The organism is Shimia abyssi (assembly GCF_003014475.1).
In the GTDB taxonomy this organism is placed as follows: domain Bacteria; phylum Pseudomonadota; class Alphaproteobacteria; order Rhodobacterales; family Rhodobacteraceae; genus Shimia; species Shimia abyssi.
The window spans coordinates 448,578-463,407 of sequence record NZ_PYGJ01000002.1 but is presented as its reverse complement, the minus strand read 5'-3'; the positions used below and the strand labels follow the sequence as shown (position 1 = coordinate 463,407).

The 14,830-nt window shown below is 56.3% G+C and carries 14 protein-coding genes; 7 read left to right on the top strand and 7 right to left on the bottom strand.

The window, feature by feature from the left end; translation table 11 throughout:
• Positions 1-97 precede the first annotated feature (97 nt).
• Positions 98-1,213: a site-specific DNA-methyltransferase gene (locus tag CLV88_RS06265; protein ID WP_106607516.1), complete on the top strand. Its 1,116-nt coding sequence runs from the start codon at positions 98-100 to the stop codon at positions 1,211-1,213.
• A 163-nt stretch (positions 1,214-1,376) separates the two neighbouring features.
• Positions 1,377-2,783 (top strand): adenylate/guanylate cyclase domain-containing protein, encoded by a 1,407-nt coding sequence (locus CLV88_RS06260; RefSeq protein ID WP_106607515.1) that lies wholly within the window; start codon positions 1,377-1,379, stop codon positions 2,781-2,783.
• 31 nt (positions 2,784-2,814) lie between these two features.
• Here the strand turns inward: CLV88_RS06260 and CLV88_RS06255 are convergent, their stop codons facing one another.
• A complete protein-coding gene (locus tag CLV88_RS06255; protein WP_106607514.1) occupies positions 2,815-3,948 on the bottom strand; it encodes an alkane 1-monooxygenase in 1,134 nt (377 codons plus the stop codon).
• Between the two features lie 63 nt (positions 3,949-4,011).
• Positions 4,012-5,070 carry an A/G-specific adenine glycosylase gene (gene mutY, locus CLV88_RS06250; RefSeq protein WP_207797024.1) on the bottom strand — a complete coding sequence of 353 codons (1,059 nt, stop codon included), beginning with the start codon at positions 5,068-5,070 and terminating at the stop codon, positions 4,012-4,014.
• Positions 5,071-5,156: 86 nt separating this feature from the next.
• On the opposite strand from mutY, the gene CLV88_RS06245 reads away from it, so the two are divergent.
• Complete coding sequence (locus CLV88_RS06245; RefSeq protein WP_106607512.1) at positions 5,157-5,672, top strand: DUF721 domain-containing protein; 516 nt, start codon at positions 5,157-5,159, stop codon at positions 5,670-5,672.
• On the top strand, positions 5,673-6,365 hold the full coding sequence (locus tag CLV88_RS06240; protein WP_106607511.1) for a DsbA family protein: 693 nt from the start codon (positions 5,673-5,675) through the stop codon (positions 6,363-6,365). It begins immediately after the preceding gene.
• Between the two features lie 47 nt (positions 6,366-6,412).
• Here the strand turns inward: CLV88_RS06240 and lpxK are convergent, their stop codons facing one another.
• Positions 6,413-7,420 (bottom strand): tetraacyldisaccharide 4'-kinase, encoded by a 1,008-nt coding sequence (lpxK, locus tag CLV88_RS06235; RefSeq protein WP_106607510.1) that lies wholly within the window; start codon positions 7,418-7,420, stop codon positions 6,413-6,415.
• On the bottom strand, positions 7,417-8,640 hold the full coding sequence (locus CLV88_RS06230; protein WP_106607509.1) for a 3-deoxy-D-manno-octulosonic acid transferase: 1,224 nt from the start codon (positions 8,638-8,640) through the stop codon (positions 7,417-7,419). Before CLV88_RS06230 ends, lpxK begins: the two co-directional genes overlap by 4 nt.
• A gap of 144 nt (positions 8,641-8,784) precedes the next feature.
• Here CLV88_RS06230 and CLV88_RS06225 point away from each other — a divergent pair, with 144 nt between their 5' ends.
• A complete protein-coding gene (locus CLV88_RS06225; protein ID WP_106607508.1) occupies positions 8,785-9,522 on the top strand; it encodes a glutamine amidotransferase in 738 nt (245 codons plus the stop codon).
• Here the strand turns inward: CLV88_RS06225 and CLV88_RS06220 are convergent, their stop codons facing one another.
• From CLV88_RS06220 to CLV88_RS06210, 3 genes are all read right to left on the bottom strand, one after another.
• A complete protein-coding gene (locus CLV88_RS06220; RefSeq protein WP_106607507.1) occupies positions 9,523-10,296 on the bottom strand; it encodes a 3'(2'),5'-bisphosphate nucleotidase CysQ in 774 nt (257 codons plus the stop codon). It abuts the gene before it with no gap.
• Positions 10,283-11,629 (bottom strand): TldD/PmbA family protein, encoded by a 1,347-nt coding sequence (locus tag CLV88_RS06215; RefSeq protein WP_106607506.1) that lies wholly within the window; start codon positions 11,627-11,629, stop codon positions 10,283-10,285. Before CLV88_RS06215 ends, CLV88_RS06220 begins: the two co-directional genes overlap by 14 nt.
• 114 nt (positions 11,630-11,743) lie before the next feature.
• Entirely contained in the window at positions 11,744-13,246 is a 1,503-nt protein-coding gene (locus CLV88_RS06210; RefSeq protein ID WP_106607505.1) for a DUF2125 domain-containing protein, read from the bottom strand.
• A gap of 152 nt (positions 13,247-13,398) precedes the next feature.
• Here CLV88_RS06210 and CLV88_RS06205 point away from each other — a divergent pair, with 152 nt between their 5' ends.
• On the top strand, positions 13,399-14,151 hold the full coding sequence (locus tag CLV88_RS06205; protein WP_106607504.1) for an SDR family oxidoreductase: 753 nt from the start codon (positions 13,399-13,401) through the stop codon (positions 14,149-14,151).
• On the top strand, positions 14,148-14,759 hold the full coding sequence (locus CLV88_RS06200; protein WP_106607503.1) for an enoyl-CoA hydratase/isomerase family protein: 612 nt from the start codon (positions 14,148-14,150) through the stop codon (positions 14,757-14,759). The genes CLV88_RS06205 and CLV88_RS06200 overlap by 4 nt, the downstream gene beginning before the upstream one ends.
• The last annotated feature ends 71 nt before the right edge of the window (positions 14,760-14,830 follow it).

The window sequence follows — 14,830 nt, the reverse complement described above, 5'->3', positions numbered from 1 at the left end:
TTGATTCAAAAAAGAAATTGACGCCGAATCGTGTTTGACTCATCCTTAGTCTCAATAAGCGAGCGCACAAAAAACAGCGCCGTTAATGAGGCAGAGAATGAAAACGATGACCAAAAGCAAGGGCGCAACTGCGCTCCCATTAAACACGATTCTAAGCGGGGACTGCATCGATGCGATGAACAGTCTGCCTGAGAATTCGATAGATCTGATCTTTGCAGATCCGCCATATAACCTTCAGTTGAAGGGCGATTTGCATCGCCCCGACAATTCTAAAGTGGATGCGGTCGACGATGAGTGGGACCAATTCTCCAGCTTCGCCGCCTATGACAAATTCACGCGCGAATGGCTGACGGCGGCGCGGCGTCTGTTGAAGCCAAACGGTGCGATCTGGGTGATCGGCAGCTACCATAACGTGTTCCGCATGGGCGCGGAGCTACAGAACCAAGGGTACTGGATCCTGAATGATGTGGTATGGCGCAAGTCCAATCCGATGCCAAATTTCCGCGGCAAACGGTTTACCAACGCGCATGAAACCATGATTTGGGCCTCCAAATCCGAAGGCGCAAAATACACCTTTAATTACGAGGCTCTAAAGGCGTTGAACGAAGGTGTGCAGATGCGCAGCGATTGGGTCCTGCCGATTTGTACAGGCCACGAGCGTCTGAAGGACGAGAACGGCGACAAGGCGCATCCTACGCAGAAACCAGAGAGCCTGTTGCATCGTGTATTGGTCGGATCGACCAATCCGGGTGATGTTGTGCTTGATCCATTCTTTGGCACGGGCACGACGGGAGCTGTGGCCAAGATGCTGGGGCGCGATTTCATTGGGATCGAGCGAGAGGCCGCCTATCGCAAAGTTGCTGAAAAACGTTTGGCAAATACCCGCAAATTTGACCGCGAAGCCCTGCAAGTATCTGCCAGCAAACGCGCGGAGCCACGCGTGCCCTTTGGCCAACTGGTCGAGCGCGGCATGTTGCGCCCCGGAGAGAACCTCTATTCCATCAACGGACGTCACAAGGTCAAGGTGCGCGCTGATGGCACGCTGATCGGCGATGACGTCAAGGGATCGATCCACCAGGTCGGCGCACATCTCGAAGGCGCACCAAGCTGCAATGGCTGGACCTATTGGAGCTACAAGCAGGATGGCAAGAAAGTGCCAATCGACGTGTTGCGCCAGCAGATTCGGGCCGAAATGGCAGAGCGACCTAACTGATACGACGCTTGGAATAGATAAGAATACCGCCGGTGCCTGTGGCCTGACTTGTAATACAGGCACCACGACTTGCCCCGCCGACCATCGGCGGGGTTTTTTTGCCTTTTAAATTAGCCTTGTGGCACTATCTAAACCGAAGAGTTTACTCATAAGGTTTTCAGCGATGGCGCGTGCGCATCCGATCAGGTCTTTGTTTCAGCAACGCCGACAGGAAGATTTTCCGCAGACAGACAGCCCGGAGTATCAATATACCGAAGCTGTTCTGGCACGGCACAAGGCCGAGGGGCTGGAGCTCGCGGTGCGGGTGCGGTGGTTTGCGATGGGTGTCATTGCGGTGCTGCTGCTGTTTCTGGTGCCGTTTCCCGAGGTCCTGTATTACGAGGCCATTCTGGGACTGTTGTGCCTAAATGGTTGGTTGATGCGCCGGGTGGGCAAGGTGGGGCAGTCCAAGCTTGAGCTTGGTTTGATCTTTTTCGATCTGTTCCTGATGACGTTGGGCATGGTCGGGCCAAATCCGCTTAGTGAGCAGACTTGGCCACACGCAATGCAGTACCGATTTGAGAACTTCATCTATTTCTTTGTTCTGCTGGCGGGGGGCACGTTGGCCTATTCATGGCGCACGGTGATTGCCATTGGTACATGGACGGCGGGGCTGTGGCTTGGGGCGTTAATGCTGTCGCTTTGGTTGGTCGAGCCATTGCCGGGTTTGAGCGAGGGCATGATCGGTGCCTTTCCGGATCAGCCGGATATGGCGCTGTTGCTTGACCCGAACAGTTACCGAGTAGAGCTGCGAGTGCAGGAGATTGCGGTGTTCCTTATCGTAGCGCTGAGCCTTGCGGTGTCGGTGCGTCGGTTTAACGGGTTGCTGCGCTCTAATGCAGCGTTGGAGCGAGAACGGACCAACCTATCGAGGTATTTCTCGCCAAACGTGGTTGAGGCGCTGTCGACCAATGATGAACCACTCAAGAAAATCCGCAACCACGACATTGCGGTGCTGTTTGTCGATATCGTGGGGTTCACGGAGTTCGCCGCCGAGCGCCGACCAGAAGAGGTGATCGAGACGCTGAGGGAGTTTCATGTTCTGATGGAAACTGCGGTGTTTTCTCATGGTGGCACGCTGGACAAGTATTTGGGTGACGGGTTGATGGTCACATTTGGCACGCCGGAGCCGACGGAGCGAGATGCGATCAATGCGCTGGAATGCGTGCATGACATGATGGAGCGGATGGATGTGTGGAACAATGATCGGATTGCGCGTGGGCTGATACCGTTGCGAGTTGGGTTCGGGGCGCATTACGGGCCTGCGGTTCTGGCTGATATTGGTGCGAACCGGTTGGAGTTTGCCGTTGTTGGCAACACTGTAAACGTGGCCTCGCGTTTGGAGGCGCTGACACGTGGTTTGAATGCGCGGCTGGTGATCAGTGACGGCATGCACGACGAAGTGGTGTCGGAAGGCGGTCATGACTGTCTAAGTGGACTGCGTAGGTTCGAAGATCAGGACATCCGCGGTGTGGAACGCAAACTGACCGTGTGGGCGTTTGAGCGGCCAGCGGAACAGTCGATTTCGTAAGTCGGACAAATTTGTCCGACCTACCCGTTGTTCAGCGTGGCAAGGGATTGGTTGCCTTTTTGTAAGGCATCCAATCGGTGATCTCGGGATAATACATCGCGCGCCATTTGCGCACACGTGGGTTCATTACACGCCGCCATATGGGTGGAATCATCGCGGTCACGGTCATGATTGGGTAGCCAAATGGCAATTGCGGCGCCTCATCGGCGGTATGGTTTTGTAGTAATGGAAAGCGGCGGTCGGGTTTGTAGTGATGATCCGAATGGCGTTGGAGGTTAATCAGCAACCAGTTTGACGCCTTGTGCGCGGCGTTCCAGCTATGATGTGGTTTGACATGTTCGTATTTGCCTTCGCCAAGGTGTTTGCGGGTAAGCCCGTAATGCTCGACGTAATTGGTTAGCTCCAGCTGCCAAATGGCGCTCAGCGCTTGCCACAAGAACAATAGCAAACCGACCCATCCGCCCAAAATAAGCGCGAGCAATAGCATCGCGCCTTGGAGTGCCCAATACCTGAAGAACGGATTGGACAAATCAGTCCAAGGTAGGTTTTTGCGTTCGAGCTTGGCCCTTTCCGCCTTGAACGCGGATATCAGCGACTCGCGCAGGACACGCGGGAAAAAACGCAGGAAGCCTTCGTTATAACGTGCGGTCACCGGATCGCGTGGTGTGCCAACATAGCGGTGATGCACCAGCAGATGTTCAGAGCGGAAGTGCGAGTAGAGCACCATCGAGAGCAGGAAATCGCCCAGGAAACGTTCGGTCTTATTCTTTTGGTGCATCAGTTCGTGGCTATAGACGATGCCGATTGTGCCCGACAGGATTCCCATTCCAAAGAACAGCCCAACCATGGCCGCGACCGAGAGGTGGTCGGTATGTGTGGCGTAGTAGATCAGGCCAAATAGCGTTACGAACTCAAGAAACGGCCACATCATGGTTATTGCGCGATACCAGTAGAGGTCGTCCTCGGACGTTTCGGTATCAGCGTTTTCCAAGTTCAACCCGGTTATGACGTCCAGAACTGAAAAGAGGAACCAGGTGCAAATCGGTAACAGGATCACCCACCAACCGCCCGCACTGGCCACGATCCAGATCAGCGGAACCAGCAAGATAGACAGCCAGAATGGCAGCGCACTACTGAACTTTGCGATTTGCGATGACGAAACCATGATCTCTCCTCTCACACACACGCGTGTGCAGTATGGTGTGCCGCAACGCGCGCGGCAATTGGATTAGGTGTTTACGTTGCGATAAAGGTCAAACGCCTTGCGCATGACAGTGGGCAAGTCGGATGGGCGAAAGTCTTCCAATGCCAGAAATTCACCAATCTTGGGTTCGCGATCCATCGGTACGAGCGATGTTTTGACGGTTAGTCGTAGGTGGAAATGGGTGAAGGTGTGGCGCGCTTCGGCGGTTTGTGTTTTCCATTCCGCGCGGATGGGGGCGGCATGGGGCGGTGTTTCACCCTCGGTCCAGTCCGAGCCGGGCCATCCCAGCATACCACCAAGCAGCCCCTTGTCCGGGCGGCGTTCGAGCAGTAGCGCACCGTCTACTCGGCTGGCGATATAGGCGGTGCCATAGCGGATGGGTTTGGGTTTCTTCGGCGTCTTTTGGGGAAGTTCCGCGGCTGTGCCCAGTTCTCGCGCCAAGCAAGGCGACCGCCAGACGCAGATACCGCATGCTGGATTGCGCGGCGTGCAAATGGTTGCTCCAAGGTCCATTACCGCCTGTGCATAATCGCCGGGGCGTTGTTGCGGGGTCAGGTTAGTGGCGAAATCGGTTAGGATCGGTTTGGCCTCGGGTAAGGGTGTGTGTTCGTTAAACAGGCGCGCCATGACGCGTTCTACATTGCCATCCACAACCGTGGCGGGCTGATCAAAGGCGATCGACGATATGGCGGCGGCTGTGTAAGGCCCAATGCCGGGCAGGGCCAGCAGCCCTTCCATTGTGTCGGGGAATTGTCCGTCGAGATCGGTTGCAATTGCACGGGCGCATTTCAACAAATTGCGCGCGCGGGCGTAGTAACCGAGCCCAGCCCATTCGCCCATGACATCGCCGTCTTCGGCGTCGGCCAGGGCCTGAATGGTCGGCCAGCGGGCGGTGAAACGTTCGAAATAATCTTTGACAGCGGCAACAGTGGTTTGTTGGAGCATGATCTCGGAAAGCCATACGCGGTATGGGTCTGGCAAAACGCCGCGCATCCGATCTGCAGGCGCAATCCGCCATGGCATTTTGCGCGCATGGGCGTCATACCATTCCAACAAGTCCGAGGCTTGTGGCATTTCACGCAACTGTTATCTCCTTTTTGAGACGGTTTCGCTGGTGCGACGCCGCTGGCACACTAAGATAATGCCTGAGACAAGGATGCAAGACCGTCATGCGCCGCGCCACGACCAAAGGTTTCAAACGCACGTCCTCGCTGTTGCGCGACCGGATACGGTCGGCGGGCGAGAGCCGTGGTTTTGCGGTGTCGCGCGTGATCACCCATTGGGGCGAAATAGTAGGTGAGGATATCGCCAAGATCTGTAAACCGGTTGATGTGAAATACGGACGGCAAGGGTTTGGTGCGACCTTGACGGTGCTGACCACAGGTGCGCAGGCGCCAATGCTGGAGATGCAAAAAGAAACGCTGCGGGCGCGGGTCAATGCAGCCTATGGCTATAATGCGATTGCGCGTTTGCGATTTACCCAGACCGCGCCGACAGGGTTTGCCGAAGGACAGGCAAATTTTGCCCCAAAACCCAAAGCGGAAAAATCGGGGCCCGATCCAGAGGTTCAAGAGCAGGCCGCCAAAGTGGCGGCACCTGTGGGCGACCCAGATTTGCGCGCTGCGTTAGAGCGGCTCGCAGGAAATGTTATGACGAAACACAAAAATGAAAAGAAAGGTTTTTAGATGAACCGTCTCATTCCGATTGCATTGGTGGCGGCGACTGCTGTGGCGGGCGGCGCCTATTGGTTTGCCCAGCCGACGCAGAGCGCACTGGCCCAGAACACGTTGACGCTGGACGCGATCGAAAACGTTCAGTTGGTGGCCTCGGACGAAGCGTCGGCAAACTCTGACGAGGTTGTCGAGATGGTGATGGGTGCTGAGGATGCGCCGATTACGATGATTGAATATGCCTCATTCACCTGCCCTCATTGTGCGAGCTTTCATGAGAATGTCTTTAAGGACCTGAAGGCGAACTACATTGACACTGGCAAAGTTAAGTTCATTTTCCGTGATGTATATTTTGATCGCTTTGGCCTGTGGGCGGCGATGGTGGCGCGTTGTGGCGGACAAGAGCGGTTCTTTGGCATCACCGATCTGTTGATGGAGTCGCAGTCGGAATGGTCGCGCGCGGGTGATCCTGTGGCGATTGCCGATGCGTTGCGCAAGACCGGGCGTCTTGCCGGTCTGGAAGACGATCAATTGCAGGCCTGTTTGCAGAACGAAGATAAGGCCAAGGCTTTGATTGCGTGGTATCAGGAAAACGCGAGTGCAGATGACATCTCGGGGACGCCGACGTTGATCATCAATGGCGATAAGCATTCGAACATGAGCTATCGCGAATTGAGCAAGCTGTTGGACGAAAAGCTGGAAGGCTAATGCAATCCACGCTGAAGAACGCCAAAGGTCGCCCATTCGAGGCGGCCTTATTTTTTGAGATGGTTGAGCCGTGCTTGAGTTAAGCTGTCGAGAGGCGCCCAGCAATCGACGGCAAGCCGCACGGGCAATGTCAAAACTCGCGGGCGCATCTCTTGGGGCAGGCGCACAGCATCTTTTTCAGTGGTGACAAGTTGTGCACCAAGGTTGCGGGCCTCGGTTTCGAGGCGGGTCAACAGCGTGGTGGAGAGCTTTTGGTGATCGTCCAGCGGTTGTTCGCGAATAACATTGGCTCCGAGGTTGCGCAGTGTTTCAAAAAACTTGGCCGGATGGCCGATGCCAGCAAAAGCCAAAAACCGGGTGCCGGCCCAGTCCATGCCGGTTTGCAACGGGGTCAAGGCCCCGGTGAGGTGGGGCAATGTGATTTGCGCACCCCATTGGCTTTGAAACTGCCTCTGAGCTGAGGCGTCGCCGATCGATAGGGCAAGATCAGCACGGGCTAATCCCTGCTGGACCGGTTCGCGCAGTGGGCCTGCGGGGATACAGCGGCCATTGCCAAATCCACGTGCAGCATCGACCACGATGATCGAGACATCTTTGTGCACTGTTGGGTTCTGGAACCCGTCATCAAGCAGGATCAGATCGGCCCCGGCCTTTTGTGCCGCAGTCACGCCAAGCGCGCGATCCTTGGCGACCCAGGTAGGGGCAAATGCCGCAAGTAGCAGTGGTTCGTCACCTGTTTGGTCCGCGGTATGTGTACGTTCCGACACCTGGACCGGACCGTGAAGCGACCCGCCATAGCCACGCGAGACGACATGTGGTTCTAAGCCTTGAGATTGAAGATGCTGGGCAAGCGCGATTGCAGTGGGGGTTTTGCCGGTGCCGCCAGCGTTCAGGTTGCCAATGCAAATCACAGGAATGTCGGCGCGAAGGGCGTTGACCAGTCCGGCATTCCTATTTCTGGTGGTGCGCCCATAGAGATGCCCCAAAGGGGACAAAAGACGCGCTTGCCAGCCGGGGCGCTCTGGTGGGTTTTGCCAGAACGATGGGGGTCTCATGCGTAGACCTCTTTTTCGTCCAGCAGGCGCTGGGCTTCGGCAACAATCTGGTCCGACACTTCTGCCCCTGCAGACACAACCTGCCAACCTGCATGGGCCATAGCCGCAGCTTTGTCTGGTGCGGTCAGGCGGGTCAAATGTTCGGCAAGCCCATTGGCGTCTTTAACAAGCTGTGCGCCGCCTGCCTTGGACAGGCGGTTATAGGCGTCAAGGTGTCTGCGTACGCTTGGCCCATGGAGGATAGCTGAACCAAGCGCTGCGGGTTCAAGTGGGTCACGGCCACCAAATCCAGATGCGAGGGATGACCCCATCAGAGTGACTGGAGCTGCGCGAAACCAGAGGCCCAGTTCATCAGTCGTTTCGGCTAAAAGAACATGGGTGTTGTCATTGGGAAAAGCGCCATCTTCCCATTCGCAGAAGCGCAAGCCCGCATCAATAAGCGCCTGTCGCATGGTTGGTGCGCATTCAGGAGTATCGGGGACAACGATTAGCAACATCCGGTGCGACAGGCGCAGAACTTTGCGATACGCGTTCAGCACCAGAGGCAGTTCCTGAAGTTGCATTCGCGCCGCGAGCCAGACCGGACGCCCAGCACAGGCTGTGCGTAGCTCATTCAGGTCGGTTTCATTGTAGGGCAGAGGTTGGCTTTCCTCGGACAATGGGCCGCTATTATGTACGATTGTCGGCGTGTCCTTAAGTGGTTTTTGAAATCTATCAGCCGCCATCCTATGCATCGCAAAAACGGAGCTGAATAGGCGCAGAGTTGCCTGTGTCGGCTCCGGCAACCAGCGCCAGCGACGATTGGCGAGTCCGAGTGTATCGGCCTCTACCAGAATTGACGCAACGCCGCGGCGTTTGGCATCGTCGATCAAAACAGGGCGCAGCCACGGGCCAAGCCAGACCATCAGATCAGGCCGCCAATGATTGAGAAACACGCGTACGTCGCTGGGGTTTTCTGAAGGGCATTCCTGCCACACCACACCTTCTGGCAACTCTTGTTTAGGACGTTGGCCGGGTGATGTCGTCAACAGAACCGTCGCATTCAAACGTTGTGCGGCGAGGCGAAGACCAAGCTGTGCCAGCGTACGGGAGCGATCAGGATCGGCGCAATGTATCCAGATCAATTCGCCATCCGCACGCGGCATGGTGATTTTAGGCAGGCTGGTCGGTTGACGGCGTGCAAAGGCCATGTAGGCCGCAAGGCTGAGCGAGCGTGCCATTGGGCGACTCCGGACTTGGGTGTGACTGCAAACTAGGCGCGATGAGGGGCGGCCTCAAGAGGTGAAGACGTGTGTGACCTGATCGGTTGACGAGAAGGGCGCAATCGGGCACCCATTTGCAACGTTGTTTGACGGGAATAGCCCATGAAACCATTTCTAATCTTGCAATTGCGCCCTGAAACCGAAGCGTCGGATGACGAGTTTACCGCCATTCTAACCAAAAGCGGGCTGTCGGCGAAAGAAGTGCGTCGTGTCCGATTAGATCAGGACCCGCTGCCTGCTGATCTGCGGTTGGAGAATTACGCAGGCGTGATTGTTGGTGGCGGGCCGGGCTGTGTGAGTGATACACCTGAGCAGAAAACCCCGGTCGAAGCGCGGATTGAAGACGCGGTATTATCACTAATGCCGGAAATCACAGCGCGTGATTTCCCATTTCTGGGCTGTTGCTACGGAATTGGCATTTTGGGTCATCATCTTGGTAAGGTCGTTTCCAAGGAGAGGTACTCGGAAGAGGTGGGCACATCGGATTGTTCTCTGACGAAAGCAGGTCAAAGTGATCCGGTTTTGGTGGGTTTGCCAGAGCAGTTCGAGGCTTTTGTTGGCCACAAGGAGGCAATTCAGCGCCTACCCGAAGGGTGCGTGCACCTGATCAGCGCGCCAACATGTCCATATCAAATGATCCGTTTTGGCGAAAACGTCTATGCCACGCAGTTTCACCCAGAGGCAGATAGTGATGGGTTTGAGGTGCGGATCAATATTTACAAGCACAAAGGCTATTTCCCGCCAGAAGATGCGCAGAAATTGATCGACATGTGTCGGGCGGCAGATGTGCATGCACCCGAAAAGATTCTGAAGAATTTCGTGGAGCGCTATCGGGGCTGACTACGCAAGCGCAGAACAGATATTGCGATGCAGGTCTGCATTGGCCGTAACCATACCCTTCAAACGTGGGTCTGCATTGTTGAACAACAGCGGACCGTCGCTTCGGTTTGAGGTCGTAGCACCAGCCTCTCGCAGGATCAAATCGCCGGCGGCAATATCCCATTCCCAAGTTGGGCGCAAGGTCAGCATCCCGTCATAGCGTCCTTCGGCCACTAGCGCGAGGCGGTAAGCTAGCGAGGGGCGGTAGCTGCGTTTGATGTCTGGGGGGAGAGATTTCCAATGTTTTGGCTCCATGACCGGGCGCGTCACGAGGAGGTTTGCGCCGTCGAGCGAGGCACGCGTTGCGCATCGGATCGGGGCGCCATTGAGATAGGCGCCGCTGCCGCTGGTGGCGCTGTAGAGTTTGTCGCGCAAGGGCAGATAAATCACCGCTGCGGTCACGACACCGTTCACCGCGATGGCCAATGAATGAGCCCAAGTGTCTGATCCGTCGATAAAACTGCGAGTGCCGTCAATCGGGTCGATGATAAAGACGCTCTTGGCTGATAGCCGATCACCGTTGTCCAGAGACTCTTCGCTCAGCCAGCCGTAATCCGGGCGCGCCGCGCGCAATTCGCGCTCGAGCATCTCATTTACAGCCAGATCCGCTTCGGTGACAGGACCTGCGTTTTCCGGCTTGTGCCATGTTTGCGCCGTCGGGCCTGTGAAGCTGGTGGCTATGCGCCCGGCCTCTTTCGCGGCCGAGAGCAGCAGGTCGAGGTCAGTTTCCGGCAAGGGTTAACCCCGGTACAAGCAAAGACGGAACAACGCGGGACAAGTGGGCACGGGCATCGTTGGCGGGGACGAGATTGCGGAGCATGTCATGCAGATTGCCCGCAATTGTGCATTCGTTCACCGCATATGCGATTTCGCCGTTTTCGATCCAGAACCCGGAGGCTCCGCGTGAATAGTCGCCCGTATTTGGGTTGATGGTGGACCCGATCAGGGACGTGACCATCAAGCCGGTGCCCATATCGCGCATGATCTCCTCAGGCGTTTGGGCTCCTTGTGTCAGGGCAACGTTCCACGTGGACGGTGATGGCGGGGAAGAGACACCGCGTGCCGCATTTGCCGTTGGAGCCATGCCCAGTTTGCGAGCATTGCCAAGGTCCAGCGTCCATCCTGTAAGCACGCCGTCGTCGATGATGGCGCGATGCTGAGTTGGTAGACCTTCAGCGTCAAACGGGCGAGAGCCTGACACGCGCGGGCGGTGCGGATCTTCGATCAGTGACAAGGCAGTGGGCAGGACTTGTTGCCCAAGTTTATCGCGCAGCCACGACGAACCGCGCGCAATCATGGCTCCGTTAGCTGCTGCCAATAGGTGGCCGATTAACGACGAAGAAATGCGTTCGTCAAACAACACAGGGTATGTGCCGGTTTGTGGTTTGCGCGCGTCCAGCCGTTCAACGGCGCGCAGACCGGCCGTTTTGCCAATGTCTTCGGGAGAGCGCAAATCGGACTGAAAGATGCGCCCGTCTCCGTCATAGTCACGTTCCATCGCGTCACCGGTGCCTGCTATGGCCGTGCAATAGGTGCCTCGGCTGGTACGCTCATACCCGCCTGAGAACCCGTTGGAAGCGGCCAAGTGGACGCTGGTGTGGCTGTACCCAGCAGTGGCGGATTGCACCTGTGACACGCCCACGACGTTCATTGCCGCGGCCTCAGTCGCCTGCGCATCAGATTGCAGATCGGCGGGATTAGGCTCTTTAGTCGGGTCCATCAGTTCGAGTGCCGCAATGTCCCAGCCATTTGCAAGCTGAGCGGCGTCGGCGAGGCCGATGAATTCGTCTTCGGGAGCTTCGCGCGCCATAGCAACAGCGCGTTCGGCCATAGTGGCGATGGTTTCGGGGCGGGCGTCGGAGACAGATACATTTGCCTGTCGTTGGCCCACAAAAACCCGCAGTCCCAGATCAAGCCCTTCGGAGCGCTCAGCCTGTTCAAGATGGCCTTCGCGCACATCAATAGAGAGCGAGGTGCCATGCACCACAAATGCATCTGCCCCATCGGCCCCGGCGTGCGTAGCTGCCTCCAGAAGGGATTGTGCGTGGTTTTCCAGAGTTTGGCTCATCGTGCCCCTGCAATGTTGTTTAGCATCAGGTAGACCGCAGGCGGCGATTGCGCAAGGTCCGGCACAAAAAAGGGCCGCCCGGAAGCGGCCCCATGGATCATAAAGCCGTTTGCGTCACTTGAGTCGCTGACCATTAGCCAACACGTGACCCTGTTCGTTGACCTCTATGGTCGAGGTCAGTGTATCCTCACCTTCGCCGGGAACGGAGAACATCGACATCATCATGCGCGCGCCCATGGCTTGTTCTTCTGGGAGGAGACCCATTTCAACCAGCTTGTCCATCAGCGCATTCACACCGGTGATATTGAGATCCAGTGCGCCCTCGGGACGGGGGAAACCGTCGAATGATTGCATGTCGGTATTGTCAAAGACGAAGTCACCCGTGCCCGTTACGCTTGCTCCCGCGATGTTGAGCAATAACTCGTTCAAGGTCAGAGAATTCAGCTCTCCGGGTACTTCAGACGCGTCTTCGTCCAGCGTCATCAAATCGGCAAACAAAGTTGCCTTGCCAGACAAATCTAGCACCAGCGTGGCTGGATCGTGCGGCAGTACCTGTCCGGGATCGACCATGCTCCACAGCATTTCAGAAACTGACAAGTCGCCAAGAACAAGGCCAAAACCGAAATCTTGTGGTTCGTCGCCAGCTTGCAGCGGCATTTCAAAGCCATAACCAAACTCGCCAAAGCTGACGTCAATTGGCAGTGGAACATCAGGCACGAGCATGTTGAGCGCGACGTCCTGAACGATGCCGCTATAGGCCATGATGGAGTTGTTCATCTCCATCCCCATTTCACCGGCGCCAGTATTAAAGGACATATTACCTGCTGCCCCGTCTTCGATGAATTGCATCGTCATCTCGGAGCCTTCGAGGGTGTATCCACCAGCGATGTCGAACCCGGCCTCAAAGAAGGCCTGAGGGTCTTCGGTATAGTCGCCCAGTGGCACCACTCCGTCGAAATCCATGTCGATCCCAGTTATGCCGCCCTTAACGTCAAGCGACCCTCCACCGTCAGGATCGGTGCCCTGAATAGTGTAGTTCAGGGTTTCGATGCTCATCTTTTGTTGAGTGGCCACGGTTTCGCCAACTGCCATCGACGAGCGGCCAAGCACGCCACCCATGATCGCATTGGCGACGATACCCGGAATTACCTCTCCGTCGACGGTCAAGTCGGTGAGTGCGACGCCAATTTCAGAGGCATTGTACGTGTAAACCATCTCTTCTGGTGTACCCGACACGATGGTTGAATACCCCTTGCTGGACACGGTTATAGTCCCGTCGACGTTTTCGCCATCGGCTTTCACCAAAAAGTGGATCGGCATTTCGGCGGGGATGACTACCTCGACCGTACCGTCGCCATTTTCGACAAATTGCAAGCCACCCATTTCAACAGTGACGGTGCCGTCATCCTCAGGTATTTTCATACCGAGGGTGAAATCTTTGATATTCAACGTGTTGCCGTCGGTGTTCTCGCTAGCGGATATGTCGTATCCGAAACCACCTAGATAGCTGCGCCAGCTTTCCCAGACATCACGGGCACCGATATCGGCAAGGGCAGTCGACGACAGCAATACAGACGCCAGCAGGCTGGGCGCGGCAATTCTCTTTGCAAAATTCATGGGATATCCCTTTCAAAATAGTCTGCACCAGCTTCGTGCGAGTGCGCGGTAGGGTCAAGTAGGAAGCGTATGGTGACAAGTCACAAAGTCGGGGTGGACCGAAATGAAAATGGGCACTAGGTCTTTGAGGAAGCATTTCTTAGGAGGATGACATGTCGCAAGTTGCTGGAAAAACGGTGATTATCACAGGCGCGAGTCGTGGGATCGGAGAGAGTGCCGCGCGGGTTTTTGCAGAAGCTGGGGCCAATGTTGTGCTGACAGCGCGCAGTTCAAACGCAATCGATGCGATTGCGACCGAAATTGGTGGCAGCGCGATGGCGATGGCCTGTGATGTAGCCGACTATGACGCGGTTACAGCGGTGGTTGCAGCGACCGTTGAACGGTTTGGCGGCGTCGACATTTTGATCAACAACGCTGGCGTGGTGGAACCAATTTCTCATTTGGATCAATCCGTTCCAGCGGATTGGGGACAGGTGATCGATATCAATCTGAAAGGGGTCTACCACGGCATGCGTGCGGTCATGCCGGTGATGGAGGCGACGGGCGGGGGCTCCATCCTGACGATCAGTTCTGGCGCGGCGCATGGCCCCGTCGAAGCCTGGAGCCATTATTGCGCCTCTAAAGCTGCCGTAAATATGTTGACTCGATGTATTGATAAGGAAGCGCGCGACAAGGGTATCCGCGCCATTGGCCTGTCGCCCGGTACAGTGGCAACACAGATGCAAAGGGAGATCAAAGCCAGTGGAATCAATCCTGTGAGTAAGCTGGATTGGTCAGATCACATTCCACCAGAGTGGCCTGCAAAATGCTTGTTGTGGATGTGTGGTTCGGACGCCGATACGTGGCTGGGTGACGAAATATCTCTTAGGGATGAAGGTGTTAGGAAGCAGGTCGGCCTGGTATGATTGAGCTGGCACGTGAGGCGTCAGGGCTGTGGATTGTGACGATCAATCGCCCCGACAAGGCAAATTCTCTGACCCACGCGATGCTGACTGAGCTGGCCAACATTGCCGAGGACGCACAAGAAGCGCAGGCTTTGATCCTGACGGGCAAAGGTAAGGTGTTTTCTGCAGGAGCAGACCTGGATGAGGCCCATGGTGGGCTGGCGACAAGCGATGTCTGGGAGCGCTTGTCCGGCGCCATTGCGGCGCTACCCGGGCTAAGCATTGCCGCGCTTAATGGCACCATTGCCGGAGGAGCGATGGGCATGGCTTTGGCCTGTGACGTGCGGTTGGCGGTTGATGGGGCGAAGTTCTTTTATCCTGTTATGAAGCTTGGGTTCTTACCGCAACCATCAGACCCGGTTCGTATGGCGGCACTAATCGGCCCTGCGCGTACCAAGCTGATCCTGATGGGCGGGCAAAAACTGACCTGCGAAGAGGCGCTTAGCTATGGTTTAGTGGAGCGGATCGTAGGTAGTGATGCGTTGCTGGATTGTGCTCGTGATCTGGCGGCAAGTACGCTAGCCGCGCGATCAGAGATCGCATTCGGAATCAAGACTCTCTGTCGCTAGTTGAATGGGACCGAAACGAACAAGTCCGCACGTCGGGATTACGTCGGTAAAATGTCTGCATTGCGTCGGTG

What these genes read in the sequence shown, in the direction of transcription:
- CLV88_RS06240 (WP_106607511.1), top strand. Translation starts at nt 5,673, where the DNA reads ATGAACCGTCTCATTCCGATTGCATTGGTGGCGGCGACTGCTGTGGCG.
- CLV88_RS06215 (WP_106607506.1), bottom strand. Translation starts at nt 11,629, where the DNA reads ATGAGCCAAACTCTGGAAAACCACGCACAATCCCTTCTGGAGGCAGCT.
- CLV88_RS06255 (WP_106607514.1), bottom strand. Translation starts at nt 3,948, where the DNA reads ATGGTTTCGTCATCGCAAATCGCAAAGTTCAGTAGTGCGCTGCCATTC.
- CLV88_RS06205 (WP_106607504.1), top strand. Translation starts at nt 13,399, where the DNA reads ATGTCGCAAGTTGCTGGAAAAACGGTGATTATCACAGGCGCGAGTCGT.
- lpxK (WP_106607510.1), bottom strand. Translation starts at nt 7,420, where the DNA reads ATGAGACCCCCATCGTTCTGGCAAAACCCACCAGAGCGCCCCGGCTGG.
- CLV88_RS06245 (WP_106607512.1), top strand. Translation starts at nt 5,157, where the DNA reads ATGCGCCGCGCCACGACCAAAGGTTTCAAACGCACGTCCTCGCTGTTG.
- CLV88_RS06225 (WP_106607508.1), top strand. Translation starts at nt 8,785, where the DNA reads ATGAAACCATTTCTAATCTTGCAATTGCGCCCTGAAACCGAAGCGTCG.
- CLV88_RS06200 (WP_106607503.1), top strand. Translation starts at nt 14,148, where the DNA reads ATGATTGAGCTGGCACGTGAGGCGTCAGGGCTGTGGATTGTGACGATC.
- CLV88_RS06210 (WP_106607505.1), bottom strand. Translation starts at nt 13,246, where the DNA reads ATGAATTTTGCAAAGAGAATTGCCGCGCCCAGCCTGCTGGCGTCTGTA.
- CLV88_RS06230 (WP_106607509.1), bottom strand. Translation starts at nt 8,640, where the DNA reads ATGGCACGCTCGCTCAGCCTTGCGGCCTACATGGCCTTTGCACGCCGT.
- CLV88_RS06260 (WP_106607515.1), top strand. Translation starts at nt 1,377, where the DNA reads ATGGCGCGTGCGCATCCGATCAGGTCTTTGTTTCAGCAACGCCGACAG.
- CLV88_RS06265 (WP_106607516.1), top strand. Translation starts at nt 98, where the DNA reads ATGAAAACGATGACCAAAAGCAAGGGCGCAACTGCGCTCCCATTAAAC.